The organism is Kitasatospora sp. NPDC032150, assembly GCF_055579945.1.
In genome coordinates, this window is record NZ_JBVIMH010000018.1 from 142721 (window position 1) to 159129 (window position 16409).

General features: G+C 73.7%; 12 protein-coding genes and 1 pseudogene. 6 read left to right on the forward strand and 7 right to left on the reverse strand.

Translation table 11 applies throughout. The features are described from left to right. Positions 1-103 precede the first annotated feature (103 nt). From ACZ5ON_RS22105 to ACZ5ON_RS22120, 4 genes are all read left to right on the forward strand, one after another. Positions 104-1240 carry an alpha/beta hydrolase gene (locus ACZ5ON_RS22105; RefSeq protein WP_465595205.1) on the forward strand — a complete coding sequence of 379 codons (1137 nt, stop codon included), beginning with the start codon at positions 104-106 and terminating at the stop codon, positions 1238-1240. A 172-nt stretch (positions 1241-1412) separates the two neighbouring features. Further along, the gene (locus ACZ5ON_RS22110; RefSeq protein ID WP_465595208.1) at positions 1413-2249 is read left to right on the forward strand and encodes a PP2C family protein-serine/threonine phosphatase; all 837 of its coding nucleotides are present in this window, start codon (positions 1413-1415) and stop codon (positions 2247-2249) included. A 131-nt stretch (positions 2250-2380) separates the two neighbouring features. After that, positions 2381-3367, forward strand: a complete 987-nt coding sequence (locus ACZ5ON_RS22115; RefSeq protein WP_465595211.1) for an MASE1 domain-containing protein — start codon at positions 2381-2383, stop codon at positions 3365-3367. A 214-nt stretch (positions 3368-3581) separates the two neighbouring features. Then, complete coding sequence (locus tag ACZ5ON_RS22120) at positions 3582-5354, forward strand: alpha/beta hydrolase (RefSeq protein WP_465595214.1); 1773 nt, start codon at positions 3582-3584, stop codon at positions 5352-5354. A 77-nt stretch (positions 5355-5431) separates the two neighbouring features. Here ACZ5ON_RS22120 and ACZ5ON_RS22125 read toward each other — a convergent pair whose 3' ends face one another. The 4 genes from ACZ5ON_RS22125 to ACZ5ON_RS22140 all read right to left on the reverse strand — a co-directional run bounded on the left by ACZ5ON_RS22125 (position 5432) and on the right by ACZ5ON_RS22140 (position 12612). Then, a complete protein-coding gene (locus tag ACZ5ON_RS22125; RefSeq protein WP_465595217.1) occupies positions 5432-8857 on the reverse strand; it encodes an AfsR/SARP family transcriptional regulator in 3426 nt (1141 codons plus the stop codon). Between the two features lie 119 nt (positions 8858-8976). Further along, complete coding sequence (locus tag ACZ5ON_RS22130) at positions 8977-10512, reverse strand: hypothetical protein (RefSeq protein ID WP_465595220.1); 1536 nt, start codon at positions 10510-10512, stop codon at positions 8977-8979. Between the two features lie 339 nt (positions 10513-10851). After that, positions 10852-11175, reverse strand: coding sequence for a DUF6191 domain-containing protein (locus tag ACZ5ON_RS22135; RefSeq protein WP_465595223.1), 324 nt, complete (start codon positions 11173-11175; stop codon positions 10852-10854). A 75-nt stretch (positions 11176-11250) separates the two neighbouring features. Continuing rightward, positions 11251-12612 (reverse strand): FAD-dependent oxidoreductase, encoded by a 1362-nt coding sequence (locus tag ACZ5ON_RS22140; RefSeq protein WP_465595226.1) that lies wholly within the window; start codon positions 12610-12612, stop codon positions 11251-11253. Between the two features lie 133 nt (positions 12613-12745). Here ACZ5ON_RS22140 and ACZ5ON_RS22145 point away from each other — a divergent pair, with 133 nt between their 5' ends. Then, on the forward strand, positions 12746-13231 hold the full coding sequence (locus tag ACZ5ON_RS22145) for a MarR family winged helix-turn-helix transcriptional regulator (protein WP_465595229.1): 486 nt from the start codon (positions 12746-12748) through the stop codon (positions 13229-13231). Positions 13232-13617: 386 nt separating this feature from the next. Here the strand turns inward: ACZ5ON_RS22145 and ACZ5ON_RS22150 are convergent, their stop codons facing one another. Then, complete coding sequence (locus tag ACZ5ON_RS22150; protein ID WP_465595232.1) at positions 13618-14493, reverse strand: sigma-70 family RNA polymerase sigma factor; 876 nt, start codon at positions 14491-14493, stop codon at positions 13618-13620. 287 nt (positions 14494-14780) lie between these two features. Here ACZ5ON_RS22150 and ACZ5ON_RS22155 point away from each other — a divergent pair, with 287 nt between their 5' ends. Continuing rightward, a complete protein-coding gene (locus tag ACZ5ON_RS22155; RefSeq protein WP_465595235.1) occupies positions 14781-15128 on the forward strand; it encodes an ARMT1-like domain-containing protein in 348 nt (115 codons plus the stop codon). A gap of 106 nt (positions 15129-15234) precedes the next feature. Here ACZ5ON_RS22155 and ACZ5ON_RS22160 read toward each other — a convergent pair whose 3' ends face one another. Next, a complete protein-coding gene (locus tag ACZ5ON_RS22160) occupies positions 15235-16116 on the reverse strand; it encodes an alpha/beta fold hydrolase (RefSeq protein ID WP_465595238.1) in 882 nt (293 codons plus the stop codon). 209 nt (positions 16117-16325) lie between these two features. After that, positions 16326-16409, reverse strand: a pseudogene (locus ACZ5ON_RS22165) (transposase); the annotation flags it as partial.

A 16409-nucleotide genomic window follows, 5' to 3' on the forward strand; every position in this document is an offset into this window, starting at 1 on the left:
GGAACGTCACGCCATGGCCTATACCTGGGTGCTGAGCCCCCGACGCGAAGCACTCCACCACCGGTCCGCCGGGAGCGGCCGCCGCTCTACCCTGGAGCAGCCCATGCGCCCACCCGGGCAGCCGTACCGCGTCGCGCCGATCCTGGCCGCCCTGGCACTGAGCGCGGGAGTGCTGACGGGCTGCGGCAGCGGCCGGGCCGCTCCGCCCGCCGTCCCGACCGCTCCCGCCCCGGTGACCCCCTCGGCCACCACCGTCCTCGACACCGACCTGGGATCAGGGGACCACAACATCTCGTTCACGGTGGACGGCACCACCACGTACGGCACCCTGCACATCCCCGCCCACACCCCCGGCAGCCGGCTCCCGGCCGCCCTGCTGCTCCCCGGCAGCGGCCCCACCGACCGCGACGGCAACCAGTCCCGGCTCAGCCCCGGCACCCTCGCCGAACTGGCCCGACTCATGGGCGACGACGGCATCGCGACCCTGCGCTACGACAAGTACGGCACCGGGCTGACCGGGCTCGGCGCGTACACCGACAGGGCCGCCACACTCGACCTCGGCGCGTACGTCCGGCAGGCCGAGGCCGCGTACCGGTTCCTCGCCTCCCGCGGCACGACCGACCCGCACCGGCTGCTGCTCGCCGGGCACGACGAGGGCGCCGTGATCGCCCTCGAGGCCGTCCGGACCGCCCGGCCCGCCCCCGCCGGTCTGGCCCTGCTCCAGCCCCAGGACGAACGCCTGCTGGACCTCGTCACCCTCAGGCTGGACCGGAAGCTGGACGCCGACGTCGCCGCCGGACGGATCGACGCCGACCAGGCCGCCGCCGTCAAGGAGTCCATCGCCCAGGGCGTGGCCGACCTGCGCGCGGGCGGAACCGCCGACACCACCGACATGCCCGCGCAGACGGCTGCCGTCTTCGCGGACTTCAACTCCAGCGCCGCGTACGTCCGCACCGACGACGCCGTCCACCCGCCCGACCCGGCCGGCCAGGTGCCTGCCGGCACCAGGGCCATGGTCACCTGCGGCACCGCCGACGCCGACCTCCCCTGCTCGACCACCGGCCCGCTGGTCGCCGCCCTGACCGCCGCCGGCACCACCGGCCCCGGCCTGGTCACCCTCCCCGACGTCGACCACCTCCTCCGGCCCGCCCGCGCCCAGGCCGGCACCACCGCCCTCGCCCCGGCCGCCCAGCGGGCCGTCCACGACTTCGACACGCTGTGGAGCGGGCCCGGGGCATGACGGGATGACGGGACCGGGGCCGCGCGGCGCTGCCCGGCTCGCGGCCCCGATGTCCTCCGGCCGTTGCTCCGTCCGGCGGTACCCCCGTCGCAGAAATATGATGATTCCGGGGTTTCGCCATGAGCCCAGCTCAGGCGGGCTGGGCCCGCCGCTGAGGCACCTCGGAGGGTCCATGCCCCGACACCGTTCCCCCCGGCCCACCAGCGCCGACGACCTGCTCAACGAGCTCGGGCGGCTGACCGCCCAGGCGCTGGAGCGGGCCGAGTTCCAGCAGGCCCGGGTGGAACTCGCCGAGGCCCTGCAGCGCGAGCTGCTCCCCAGCGTCCTGCCCGAGCTACCGGGCCTGCGGACCGCCGCCCGGTACACGCCCGCCCGCAACGGCCTGGACGTCGGCGGTGACTGGTACGACGGGTTCTGGCTGCCCGACGGAACGCTCGGCTTCTCCATCGGCGACGTCCAGGGCCACGACGTGGAGGCGGCCGCCTTCATGGGCCAGGTCAGGATCGGGCTGCGCGCGGTGGCCGCCGCCTCCACCGACCCCGGCGAGGTGCTCAGCCGGGCGAACGACCTGCTGCTGTCGATGGACACCCGGCTCTTCGCCACCTGCACCTTCCTCCGCTTCGACCCGCTCACCTGGGAGCTGGCCGGTGCCCGGGCCGGCCACGTCCCGGCCGTCTGGGCCACCGCCGACGGCCGCAGCGACATCGCCGAGGACGAGGGCGGACTGCCGCTCGGCATCATGCCCGGCGAGGTGTACCCGGTGGCCGCCCGGCGGCTGTCGCAGGCCGGGGCGATCGCGCTGTTCACGGACGGGGTGGTCGAGGGCCCGTCCTTCCCGATCGAGGCGGGACTCGACCGGGTGATCGGGACGCTACGGGCCCAGGTCGTCGGCCAGACCGGTCTCGACCCCGGCATCCTCGCCGCCGAGGTCCTCAAGGTCGCCGACCTCACCGGCCACTCCGACGACGCCGCCGTCCTGGTCCTCTGCCACGAGAAGCCGGCCGACTAGCCCGGCTGAGCGCACGGCTTCGGCACCGCCGCGCCCGGGCGCCCGTCCGCCCGGCACCCGTCCGTGCGGAAGCGCACCGCGCACCCGCGCTGCGCGTGTCACGTACGGGCTCGGCTACCGGACGTTGTCTGATGGCTGCTGTGGTCCGGAACGAGGAACTCCAGCGTTTCACCGCGGCAGGCCTCCAGATCATCGCCGTCGCCGCCCTCTACTTCGTGAGCGGACGGCTCGGCCTGCTGCAGAAAGTGGTCGTCGCGGGGGCGCAGGTCACCCCGCTCTGGCCGCCCACCGGCATCGCCCTGACCGCCCTGCTCCTCCTGGGCCTGCGGATCTGGCCGGGGATCGCCCTCGGCGCCCTGCTGGTGACCGTGACGGTCAGCCCGGTGAACCTCACCGCCCTCGGGATCGTCCCCGGGAACACCCTCGCTCCGATCTGCGCCTACCTGATGTTGCGCCGGATCGGCTTCCGGGTCGAACTCGACCGGCTGCGCGACGGGCTGGCGCTGGTCTTCCTGGGCGCACTCACCGGGATGCTGATCAGCGCGACCGCGGGCGCCGGCTCCCTGGTCCTGCACGGCGACCTGCCTTCGAGCGGCTTCTGGCCCACCTGGTCGGCGTGGTGGACCGGCGACGCGATGGGCGTACTCGTGGTCGCCCCGATGCTGCTCGTCCTGCGCACCGCCCGGATTCCCCGGGACGTCGCCGTGTACCGCTGGGTCGAACCGGCAGGCCTGCTGGCCGCCACCGCCGCGGTGACGCTGCTGGTCACCAACACCACGCTCGATCTGCTGTTCCTGGTCTTCCCGTTGCTCATCTGGGCCGCGCTGCGGTTCCAGCTGGCGGGGGCGGCGCCGTGCGTCCTGCTGGTCTCCGTCCTGACCGTGCTGGCCGCCACCGACCACACCGGGCCCTTCACCCACCGCAGCCTGCTCGGAACCATGATCACCCTCCAGGCCCTCAACGGCTCCGCGGCCCTGACCGGACTGCTGCTGTCGGCCGTCATCGCCGAACGGAAGAGCACCTACCGCAAGATCGAACAGGCCTGCGTCGGCCTCGCCGAAGTGGTCGCCCGCCTCGCCCCCGGCGAAACCCCCCGCTGGCCCCCGCCCCGCCACTGATCCGCCGCGATGCGCCATCCCGGTCGGCGGCCGGCGCGCCCGCGTCCCGGGGCGGAGCGACGGCCACCGAGGGGTGCCGGCCCGCCCGCCGCGACGGTGCCAGCGCGCTGCCAGTGGCCTGACAGCACGCACCGGCAGGGTGTGCCGCGCCGGGTAGGCGGGTCGTGGCCGACGACGCCGCGGCCGTCCCGGCAGGACACCGAAAGGGCACCCGATGACTCCCGCACTCCGGCCCGGAGGTCTGACCGCAAGCCTCCGCCGCCCCCTCCCCCGCGCCAAGCGCCCCACCGCGGCCGTACGCCGGGCACGCGCCGCGGCAGCCGTCGCCGGACTGATCGCAGCGGCCCTCCCGGCCGCCACCGGAACGGCGAGCGCCGCGACCGTCTCGACCGCCGGCGCCCCGGTCCCGAGGCTCGTCTGGCACGCGTGCGCCGACACCGCCTTCAAGTGCGCCACCGCCCACGTGCCGCTCGACTACCGCGCACCGCACGGCGCCACCGTCGACATCGAGGTGATCAAGCACCCGGCGACCGACCCGGCGCACCGGATCGGGTCGCTGTTCTACAACCCGGGCGGCCCCGGCGCACCGGGCACCCAGGCACTGCCGGCGATGACCTCGCTCTTCCCCGAACAGGTGCAGAAGCGCTTCGACATCGTCAGCTTCGACCCGAGGGGCGTCGGCACGAGCACCGCGACGCACTGCTTCCCGGACATCGCGGCCGAGCAGGAGTTCCTCGCCGGCGTGCCCGCGGGCTTCCCGGTGGGACGTCAGCAGGAGCGGACCTGGACCGACGCCTATGCGCGCTTCGGCCAGGAGTGCCTCCGGAACAACCCGGCGCTGCTGCCGCACCTGTCCACGGCGAACGTCGCCCGGGACATGGACCTGCTCCGCCAGGCCGTCGGAGACCGGCAGCTCACCTACTACGGCGTCTCCTACGGCACCTACCTCGGTGCCACCTACGCCAACCTGTTCCCCGGCAGGGTGCGGTCGATGGTCCTGGACAGCGCCGTGGACCCCGTTGCCTGGTCCACCGGAGGCGGTGGTCAGGCCGGGCGGCTCGGCGCCTTCCTGCGGACCGATACCGACCTGGCCGCCGACCGCACCCTGAACGCCTTCCTCGACCAGTGCGGCCAGGCCGGGCCCACGGTCTGCGCCTTCACCGCCGGTGACGCCACCGCGACCCGGGCCAAGTTCGCCACCCTGCTCCAGCGCCTGCGGCAGCGACCGGTCACCGTCGACACCCCGATGGGGGCGATCCCCTTCAGCTACGCGTCCGCGTTGGAGAACATCGAGTTGCAGCTCTACGCGACCAGGCCGATACCGAAGCTGGCGGCCGGCTGGACGGGCCTCGGGTCGCAGCTCCAGCAGCTCTGGACCGGCTCCACCGCCACCCTCACCGCCACCACCGCCGCCACCACCACCACCACCACCGCCACCACCACCGCCACCGCCACCGCCACCGCCACCGCCACCGCCACCGCCACCGCCACCGCCACCGCCACTACCCCCGCTGCAGACGCCCCAGCCCCCGCCGTCTACCAGGGGAAGGAGCAGGCCTTCGGTGTGATGTGCGCGGACAGCGCCAACCCGCGCTCCACGTCCGCCTATCCGGCGCAGGCCGCCCTCGCCCGGGCCAGGTCAGGCCCGCTCGGCGCCTACTTCGCCTGGGCCGCAGAGCCCTGCGCCACCTGGCCGACCACGGACCGCGACCGCTACGACGGCCCGTGGAACCGCCCGACCGCCAATCCGGTCCTCGTCGTGGCCAACACCGGTGACCCGGCCTGGCCCTACCAAGGCTCCCGGGCCATGGCCCGATCCCTCTCCCGCGCCCGTCTGTTGACCGTGGACGGCTACGGCCACACCGTCCTCGCCAACCCCAGCGACTGCGCCGCCGCGCACGAGACCCGCTACCTCGTGGACGGCGTCCTGCCGCCGTCCGACACGGTCTGCCGGCCCGACCACCAGGCCTTCGACACCGTCGGCTGACGGGATCCGGCAGAGGCGACGGGGCGCTGTCGGCCCGCCGCGGCCCCGCGCAGGGGCTTCGGCGGGCCGATGCGGCCTCACCCGGCTGGCAGGGACAGCGTCTCGGGCCGGGACAGCCTCCGGCCGTGCCGCCAGGCGGCGGCGAAGCCGTCCGCACCGAGCGCGGCGCGGCAGCCGTCCTGGAGCTCGCGCAGTTCCGGGTCACCCGCGTCGTGCGTTCCGCGCAGCGCGTCTGCGGCGCCCAGGGCCGCCGCACTCCGTCCGGCGTCGCCGTGCGCGAGGCAGTACTCGGCGAAGCCCTCCAGGGCCGCGGCCCGGACCGGGTGGTCGCCGCAGTCGGCGGCCAGTTCCAGGGCCCGCCGGTGTGCCTCGGCGGCCTGTTCCGGGCTGCCCAGGCGCAGGCGGATCCGCCCCAGGCTGGTGTGCAGCAGTGCCAGCAGCTGGACCTGGTCCGGGCTACCGGGCCCGGCCGAGATCCGGTCCTGGAGGGAACTCACCACCTTCTGCTGGCAGTTCAGTGCCTCCTCGAACTTCCCTGTCCGACGGGCCAGTTCGCCGATCGCGTACCGCGACGCCAGCTGCAACTGCGGGTCGCGGTTGCGCCGGGCGATGTCGTGCGCCTGCTCGAGCTCGGCCCTGGCTGCACTCAGGTCGCCGCCGCGCGCCCGCAGTTGACCGGACAGCACCAGCAGCATCGGGGACTCGCCCGCGCCGCCGACCTCGGCGTCGTAGCGGCGGGCCTCGTCCAGCGCGGCCATCGCCTCGGCCACGTCCCCGGTGACGGACAGCAGGCCGGCCAGCGTGATCAGTGCCAGGGCCAGGCCCCACCGGTCGCGAAGGCGCCGGAACCGGAGCAGCGAGGTGCGCAGGCACTCCTCGGCGCGCCGCACCCGGCCGCCGCTGAGCTCCATCCGGCCGAGGACCAGCGGCGCGAGGGCAGCGATCCACGGGTCAGCGTGGGCCGAGAACCGTTCCGCCACCTGGGCCGCGCCGCGCGCCGGGCCGCCCATGGCGGGGATCAGGGCGGCGGCCAGGGCGATGGGATGGTCGGCCTGCTGCCCCGTCACCAGCGCGCCGGCGAAGGCCTCGGCCACGGCGGCGTCGCCGTCACCGCGCAGCGACAGGGTGAGCTGCGCGACGATCACGCAGATGCCGTGGGCCTGTTCGGCACCGGGCGGCGGCGTGGCTCCGAAGGCCCGCAGGACCTCGGCCGTCCGCTCCCCGGCCTGGTGCCCCTGGCCGCGCATCAACCACGGCCACACCCGTGCGGCGGCCAGCCTCAGCCCCCGCTCGGCCGGCCCGGGCCCGTCGCCCGCCGCCCGGATCTCCCGGCGCAGCGCGGCGTCCAGGTTGCCCTGCTCGGCGTCGATCCGGGCGAGCCAGGTCAGTTGGTCCGCGGTGCGCAGCAAGGGCTCGGCGGTCTCGGCGAGTTCGAGGAAGCACTCGGTGTGCGCCGCCCCGACGGTCTCCGTCTCCCCGGCCTCGGCGAGCCTCCCGGCGGCGTACTCCCGGACGGTCTCCAGCAGCCGGTACCGCTCGGCGCCGACCGCGTCCGCCGCCGGGACGAGCACCACCAGCGACTTGTCCACCAGCGCGGCCAACAGGTCCTGCACGGCGGTCCCGTCGGGCCGCTCGCCGCCCGGCCAGTGGCCGGCGCACACCCGGTGCGCGTCGGCGAGCCCTGCCCCGCCGGAGAACACGGACAGCCGCCGCAGCAGCACCCGCTCGTCCTCGGCCAGCAGCGCCCAGCTCCAGTCGATGACGGCACGGAGCGTACGGTGCCTGGGCAGCGCGGTGCGGCTGCCCTGGGCCAGCAGCCGCAGGCGGTCGTCGAGCCGGCCCGCCAGCTGGGCCGGCGTCAGCGAGCGCAGTCGGGCCGCCGCCAGCTCGATGGCGAGCGGGATGCCGTCCAGTTCGCGGCAGAGCCGGACCACGTGCGGAGCGCTCGCGGCGTCGACCGTGAACCCGGGGCTGACCGCTGCCGCGCGGTCGGCGAACAGCGCCACGGCGGGATGCGTGCGGGCCTCCTCGGGGCCGGCGCCCGGCCCGGGTACGGCGAGCGGCCGCACCGGGTGCAGGGCCTCCCCCGGTACGCCCAGCGGCTCCCGGCTGGTGGCCAGTAGCCGGACCTGCGGCGCGGCGGCCAGCAGGCGGCCGACGACGAGTGCGGCCTCGTCGACGACGTGTTCGCAGTTGTCCAGCAGGAGTACCGCCGGGCGAGCGGTCAGCTCCTGAACGATCCGGTCGACCGGGTCGCCGGCGGAGCCCGCGGCCGCCGGTCCGGCCGGCAGTCCGCCGGACAGCACCCCGGCCACCGGGCGGCGGACGGCCGACAGGACGGCGGCGACGACGGCGCCCGGGCCTGTGGCGGACGCCAGCTCGACCATCCGCACCTCGCCGGGCCGCCGCGCCTCGAAGGCCGCTCCGGTTTCCACGGCCAGCCTGGTCTTGCCCACACCACCGGGCCCGGTCAGGGTCACCAGCCGGTGCTCGCCGAGCAGCCGCCGGACCTCGGCCAGTTCCTCCGTACGGCCGACGAAGCTGGTCGACCGGGCCGGCAGCCCGCCGGGTCCGCTGCCGGCCTGGGCGCCGGGGCCGCTGCTCCGGTCCGCGGAGTGCGCGGCGGGGTGCGCGGCGGGGTGCGCGGCGGGGTGCGCGGCGGGGTGCGCGCCGGGGTGCGCGCCGGGGTGCGCGCCGGGGTGTGCGTCTGGGCGCGTGTCCTTGCCGGCCGGGGCACCGCCGCGCAGTACCCGCAGGTGGACGTCCCGCAGCTCGGGGCCCGGGTCCGTGCCGAGCTCGTCCGCCAGTGCCCGGCGGGTGCGGTCGTAGGCCTCCAGCGCGGCGGCCTGCTGCCCGTCCGCGTAGAGCGCCCGCATCAGCCGGGCCGCGAACCGCTCCCGCAGCGGGTCGGCCGTGCACAGCCCGGTCAGCTCGGCGATCAGCCCGGGCAGCATCCCCGGGACGCCGGTGCCGGCCAGCGCGAGTTCGGCGTCCACCCGGTCCTCGACGGCCGCCAGCCGTACCTCGCGCAGCCGGGCCGCCGGCGCCGCGGCGAAGGCGGCGGCACCGGCGTCCGCCAGCGGGTCCCCGCGCCAGAGCGACAGCGCCTCGCGGAGCACCCGCGCGGCCCGCTCGAACTCGCCGGCGCCGAGCGCGGCCCGCCCTTCGGCCACCGCCCGTTCGAAGTCCCAGGCGTCGACGCAGTCCGGCGGCAGGTCGAGCCGGTAGCCCGAGGGGTGCGAGCCGATCGCGGCCCGGCCAGTCCCGGGGTCGGCGTCCAGGGCCCGCCGCAGCCGGGAGACCAGGGACTGCAGCGCGCCGGCCGGATCGGACGGCGGCCGGTCCTCCCAGAGGTCCTGGACCAGCCGCTCGCTGACGACCAGTCGGCCGGGATCGAGCGCCAGCCGGATCAGCAGTGCGCGCAGCCGGGCTCCGCCGATCCCGATCGGCGGTCCGTCCGCGCCGCTCAGGACCTGAAGCGGTCCCAGTATCCCGATACGCATCGCCCCCGCGCCCCTTCTCCCGTCCGCACGGTGATCATTCCGTACCGGACGGGAGCGGGCGGCAGCGGGCGCCCTCCGCCGTCAGCCGGACGGCAGCGGGCCGCGGGCGTCCTCCGCGGTCAGCCGGCCGACGGCGCCGGGGCCGAGCCGACCGACTTCAGCAGCCACTCCTTGTGGTAGCCGGGCAGCGGGAGCTCCTTGTCCACCACCGGCGTGCCGAAGATCTTCAGGTGCGCCGACAGCGCGCCCGTCAGATCGACGCCGCCGTACAGCGCGAGGTTGCCGCGCACCTGCGGGGTGATGCCCTTCGAGGTGTCCAGGGTGAGCGAGCCCTCGCCCTGGGCCCGGACGTACGGCTCCAGCGTGGCGTCCACGCCGACCGCGTTGAACAGACCGACGTTCACCTCGGCGCCGAGGCCCGCGCGGACGGCGGCCTTGCCGGAGAGCTGTGCCTTGACCGGCGAGATCTTGGTGTCACCGGTGTCGGTCACCGGGCTCCAGCCCCGGCCGCCGGTGTACTGGGCCTGCACCGCCCACGCGCCGTCGAACTGCTGCTCGGCGTCCATGGTCACCTTGCCGTCTGCGCTGACCTCCAGGAAGCAGGTCAGGCCGAGGTTGACCACGACCGGCAGGCCGCCGACCGTGAGCACGGGGTTGGCGTGCAGCTCGGCGAAGGGGACCCGGACCGGGTTGCCGGTGGTCTTCGCGAGCTCGCCGCTGACCTTCCACTGCGCGTGCGCGCCGAGGTCGAACCCGACCGACGCGGTACGCGGGCTGCCCTGGGCGGCACCGTGGTACGCGAAGTGCACGGCGGGCCGCAGCTGCAGGGAGCCGGAGGCCGAGGCGCTGCCGCCCGGCAGCGTGACCGGCGCGTTCAGGTCCAGCTGGAGCGTGCCGGACGCGTCGGCCTTCGACGTGCCGCCGTCCTTGCCGAACGTCAGCTTCAGGTCCTTCACCAGCGGCTTGACGGTGATCGCGTGCGGGTCGACGGCGATCTTCCCGTCCGCCTCGGCGGACCCAAGCAGCTCGGACAGGGTCGCGGGGCGGGTGGCGGCGGTGACCGAACCGTCCTTGCCAGGCTGCACCGCGGTGACGGCCAGCAACGCCCCCTTCGGCGCGGCGGCGGTCGGCGGGCTGGCTATCAGCTGGCCGGGCCGCACGCTGTCGGCCGGCGCGGCCGAGGCCGGCTGGGACGGCGACGGCTTCCCGGCGGACGGGTTCCCGGCGGACGAGCTCCCGGCGGACGAGCTCCCGGCCGAGGGCTTCGCGGCGGGCGTACCCGACGACTTGGACACGGGCGAGGCGCTCGACGCCGCGCCGTTCACCCCGGTCGTACCGGCCTTGAGCACGGCGGTCCCGGTGGCCGGGTCGTAGGCGGCGAGCTGGACGTTGCGCGCGGCGGAGGCGGCCGCGGGACGGCCACCCGCCGCTGGGGTGCTGACCGCGGTCTGCTCCGCTCCCGGCTGGGCGGCGGCCACCACGAGGGCCTCCGAGCCGGCGCGGGCGGCCGCGATGGTCGAGGCGTCGGCGGCACTCGGTGCCCCCGGCGTCCCGGCGGCCTGCGGCCCGCCCCCGGGTGCCGCACAGGCGGAACCGCCGAGGACGATCGCCGCCGCGATGGCAGGCAGGACGACTTTGCGAGCGGAGCTGTTCAACAAGTCCCCTTTGGCGCGGCGGACGAGGACACGACCGCGCGAGATCAGTAGACACAGGCGGCGTGAGACAGCCGCCGAAGCGATGTTACTGACGAGTTATCTTCTTGTCGAAGACATGCCGATTCGGACCGCGGTTCCGACCCCAACTTCCCTACGGGCCAAGGGTTTCACCGCACCCCTACCCCAAACCCGCATGAACCGCCAACCGACCCCGCGCCGGCACCTGGCGGACCCGGCAGACCCGGCAGACCCGGCAGACCCGGCAGACCCGGCAGACCCGGCGGACCGTCAGCTGGGCGACCCGCACCCGCCACCCTTCGCCGTTCCGCTCACGGCCCGTCACACACCGCCGCCCTCGCGGCGCCTCCGCACCCGGACCACCGCGTGGCCCGAGTCCAGGTCGATCCGGCGATCCAGGGGCTCGCCCGACTCGGCGTCGTCGTCGCGCAGGACGAGCCGGCGCTCCTTCTCCTCCGCCACATGCTGCCGGCCCGGCGAGAGGAAGGTGTGCAACTCGCCCATCAGGCCGGCGGTGGAGGCGGCACCGATGCCGGCCCGCCGCCTCCGCCAGTAGATCCAGCCCCGCCGTTCCAGCCACAGCAGCACCTGGTCCAGCAGGAAGGGTCCCGCTACCGCTGCGACCGCCCAGATGAAGATGTTCACGCCTGCCCCCTGAAGCCGCCCTCCCGACAACGCACGGGCCGGGGCCGAGGTGCCGGGGAACCGCCCCGTCAGGTCTCAGTCGGCGGCGGTGAGTTCGGCACCCCGGTAGGCGTAGAGGTCGTCGAGGAACTTGCGGCGCAGCGGCGGGATGGTGTCCACCGCCCTGAAGTAGGCCCGGTTGGCCGCCAGCACGGCCCGGCCGACGACCGGCTTGTGCAGCGGATCGCTGCCGGAGGTTCCGTTCTGCGCAAGGGAGTCGGCGACCCGGGCGAAGCCGTACGGGATCATCTCGGCCTCGTACTCGCCGATGGCCGCCAACAGGTCCCGCCCCTTGGCCTGGACCGGGATGAGGGCGCGGCAGAGCAGCATCGCGTCCCGCAGAGAGGTGTTGGCGCCGACCCCCTGGCCGGGAGTCATGGTGTGGATGGCGTCGCCGAGCAGGGTGACCGTGCTGGTGGGCCAGGCCGGTACGGCTTCGGAGGTGGCGATCTGCAGCGGGAAGGCCGTGGACGGGTCCGCCATCGCGAACAGCCGGCGGAAGTCCGGGTGCCAGTTCGGGGTCAGCCGCAGCACCAGGTCGATCAGGTCCGGTCCGCGCAGTGACAGCACGTCGGCGGGGAACTTGTCCTCCGAGGCCCACAGGCCGAAGGAGATGTAGTCCCTGGTGTTGTCGAACAGCAGGCCCGGCCAGGCCCTGATGAGCTCGGCGTCGTTGCCCGCCACGCCCTCCTTCACCCCGCCGCGGGCGTCCCAGCCGAACTCCATGACGTGCCAGATGCACATGAAGCCCTTCGGCGCGAAGACCAGCGAGAGCCCCTGCTGAGCCTCCCTGCTGAGCAGGGACAGCGCCCCGGGGCTCATCGGGATCTTGGCGCCGATGCTGATGATCCCGGCGGGCCGCAGTACGGCCTGCGGCAGGTACTGCTCGCGCACCGCCGAGTGCGCGCCGTCCGCGGCGACCAGGACGTCGCCGGTGGCGCTGGTGCCGTCGGCGAAGTACGCCGTCACGGTGCCGTCCGGTTGCTGCTCGTAGTGGGTGAACCGCCTGTCGAAGTGCACCACGTCCTCAAGTCCGGTCAGCAGCAGCTGCCGCAGGGTCTGGCGGGACACCGAGCGCTCGGAGTTGATCTCGTCCGCGTCCCCGCGCAGCGGGATGGCGGCGGTGCGCTTCTTCTTCTCGGTCAGCACGTTGAAGTACCGGGGCGTGCGGGCGCAGGTCGCCACGAAGGTGTCGAAGAGCTGCGGCGGCAGGCACTCCTTGAGCGCCCGGTTCCCGGTCGGGTCGATGCCCACCCGGTAGCCGTAGAGGCCGTCGGTGCGGGTGCGGTGCTTCTCGTACACCGCCACCGAGACGCCGGCCCGGCGCAGGCCGTGGGCCAGCGCCAGTCCGCCGAAGCCGGCGCCGATGACCAGGACGTGGAGCGGAGCGGCGGTCATGGTTCCCCCAGGTATCTCTAGCGAAGCTTCAGAGTCGCTTATCTAGTCGCTAGATTTTCTAGCGACTAGCGATGGGGTAACTTTAGAAATCAGATCGCTAGAAAGTCAAGGGAATCAGCGAGGGGAGGCCGCCATGGCGGAGGAACGGGAGCAGCCGGAGGAGGTCCTGGAGTGCCTGATCGAGGAACTCGGCCAGGCCATGCAGGACTTCCAGCGCTCGAACGACACGCTGGACCAGCAGGCCGCCGACCGCCTCGGGCTGAACCGGACCGACATGCACTGCCTGGACCTGCTCTTCGGCCCCACCCCGATGAGCCCCGGCGAGCTGGCCTCGGCCGCCGGCCTGACCACCGGCGGCGTCACCACGGCCATCGACCGGCTGGAGCGCTCCGGCTACGCGGCCCGCACCCGGGACACGGCCGACCGCCGCCGGGTGATCGTCCAGCCCACCGAGAAGGCCAGGACGCTGGTCTGGGAGATCTACGGGCCGATCGTCACCGAGGGCGAGGCCTACCTGCGCAACCTCGGCGTCGAGGACATCCGCCGGATCACCGAGTTCCTGCGCTTCACCACCGAGCAGCAGCGGGAGCACGCCGCCCGGCTGGCCGAACGCGGCTGAGGCCGGATCCGCCGGTCCCCCGCGCGGCGGTGGTCTCCCCTCGCGCGGGGACGGGCGCCGGGGGCGCCACCTCCGGCTCCCGCGACACGGGGACGACCGGACGCTCGCCCAGCCCGTCGAGGAAGGCCACGGCGCGCTGCCGGGTGTCCTCCAGCAGGTCGGGCAACTGGGCAAGGTCCGCGGCGAGTTGTGGGTGCACGGCTACCCCCATCGGTCGGTCACGCTCTGTTGCGGCCGAACGCTACCCTCGCCGCACCCGCACCGTCCCGATCCATTTCCGGGCAACTGGACTGCTCCGCGCCGCCGCTGGGCACGGCGTCCGGCGCTACGCCGCCTCGCGGGGCGGCGTACCGCCGGCCGTCAATCACCGCCGACCTTCGGTTCCCTCAGTCACCGAGGAACGTCAGATCGAGCCGGGCCACCCGCTCCGGATCGGCGAGGATGTCCATCGCGACCACCTTCCCGTGCGCGACCGTGAAGGCCGCGACCGAGACCGGCTCGCCGTCCACGATCGCGACCGCTCCCGGGGCTCCGTTGACCAGGACCGGATGGGTGAGCTGGACGATCTGCGCGAAGGTGATCGCCCCGCCGGCCACGGCCCGCGCACCGCGCAGCACAGCGCCCGGACGCAGTGCACCACTGTCGGTCCGCAGCACGATGTCCGGATCGAGGACCGCGACCAGCGCCTCGAAGTCCCCACCACGCGCCGCGGTGAGGAAGGCGTCGACGACCTCGCGCTGGCGGGCCAGATCGGCGTCGGGGGCCGGGGTGCCCTGGACCCGGCGGCGGGCGCGGCTGGCGAGCTGGCGAGCGGCGGCCGGGGTCCGCCCGACGATCGGGGCGATCTCCTCGAAGGGCACCGCGAACATGTCGTGCAGGACGAAGGACAACCGCTCGGCCGGCGCCAGGGTTTCGAGGACCACCAGCAGCGCCAGACCCACCGAGTCGGCCAGCAGCGCCTCCTGCTCGGGGTCCCCGCCGTCCACGCTGCTCACGATCGGATCGGGCACGTGGACGTCCAGCGGGTCCTCGCGCCGCGAGGTGCGCGAGCGCAGCATGTTCAGGCAGACCCGGCCGACCACCGTGGTCAGCCAGCCCCCCATGTTCTCCACACCGCTGCTGTCGGCACGGTCGAGCCGGAGCCAGGTCTCCTGGACGGCGTCGTCGGCCTCGCTGAGCGAGCCGAGCATCCGGTACGCCACCGCCCGCAGGTGGGAGCGGTGGGTCTCGAACTGCTCCGCCAGAAAGTCGTGTCGGTCCATCGGTCCCATTCCTCCGTCGCCTCGTGTCGAAGCACTGACCCGCGAAACCCGGCCGATGTGACAGACAGCGGCCATGGAGTCCCCTGGAGGCGATCATGCAGGAACGCACGGCGGCCGGGCCATGGCAGAACCCACGTCCCCGGACAGCGCGGAAGCCCGACCGGTCCATCGTCCGGCCGGGCTTCCCTGGGCAGCGGTTCGACCCTCCGGCCGACCCCCTCACCCTCTCCGACTGATCGTCAGCAGCGCCTCACCGTCGTCTGGTTGGCCGACGCCTGTGGCAGGCGATGAACAGCGACACCCTCTCGGTCCGAACGCACCCGTTCTCCTGCGCACCCCTGCCGTACCGCGACATGCCCGCCGACCTCCGTGCCGAGTTCAGCAGCGCGACGGTCACCATCGTCAAGGGCGACCTCAACTACCGCCGCCTGGTCGGCGACCAACTCTGGCCCCCGACCACAACCTTCGCGACATCCGCCGCCCACTTCCCCTCACCCGTCGCCGCCCTGCGCACCCTGAAATCCGACGTCATCGTCGGCCTCGATGCTCCGCTGGTCGCCGAACTCGACCGATCCACCGAGGACTGGCGCACCAGCGGCCGACACGCCGTCGTCCAGTTCCACAGCCCGAGGTAGCGGCAACACCCCAACTGCCCATCGGGAGAGAGGAACCGAATGGCCTGAGTGTCCGAGGACTCCGACCGCGTCGACCAGGTCCGCGCGAACGCAGGACGAGTGACGCTCAGCCGGTGTGCGCCTCGACGGCGTCGACGATCTCGGGCCAGAGTTCGCGAGGACGGTCGTGACCCATATCGGGGATCAACAGGAGCTTCGCCCCGGGCACGAGGTCCGCGGTGCGTTTCCCGCCACTGGGGTCGATCAGCGTGTCGTCCAGGCCGTGGATCACGAGGGTCGGCACCCGGAGCCTCCGGAGCGCGTCCGCGCGTGAACCACCGAGGACGATCGCTCCGAATTGGCGTGCCACCCCGGCCGGGTAGTACGCACGGTCGTAACTCCTGGCAGCCAGCTCACGAAGGACTGCGGAGTCGCCGTAGCGCTTGGAGGCCCACACCAGTTCCCTCTCCGCCGCCGCGATGTACCCCTCGCGGTCTGCCGGCTTCGGACTGGAGACCACCGCCTGGGCTTCGGGAGTGGACCGGCCGTATTCGGGTTCGCCGGTCGAGGACATCATCGACGTCAAGGTCAGCACCCGCTCCGGCCGGGTGATGGCCATCGTCTGGGCGATCATTCCGCCCATCGAGGATCCGACCACATGGGCTCGTTCGATTCCGAGAGCGGTGAGCAGGCCGAGACCGTCGTCGGCCATGTCCTGCAGCGTGTAGGGAACCATCGCGAGGGCGGACGGGATGTCTCCCGAGCTCACAGCGGCGATGAGCCGGCCCGTGTCGACGGGGTGGCCGTCGAACTTGGTGGACAGCCCGCAGTCGCGGTTGTCGTACCGGATGACGTAGCGGCCACGATCGGCGAGTGCACGGCACAGATCCTCGTGCCAGGCGATCATCTGAGCGCCGAACCCCATCACAAGCAGGACCGGTGCGTCAGAGGGATCACCGAAGGCCTCGTACGCGATGGACACTCCGGGCGAGACTTCAACAATAGGCATGCTCGGAGTCTCCCCGCACCGGCTGCCGGAGCACACCCGGACTACCGGCAGCGCTTGGCCTTCACACCCTTCCCCGGCACCGCTGGAGCGGGCGACGAGAATCGAACTTGCTCTCTAAGTTTGGGAATCTTTGGACCTTCGGACCCGAAAGCTACTCTGACCTGCTGCGACACCTGATCAGGTGGGTTCGTTGCACAACTAGTGCCGCATCAGGCAACGTTCGCCCTGTTCACGACCTCGCGTAGGCGTTCGTCCTGGGCGTGCTTGTTTCGCCAGATGATGTAGCGGCGGAT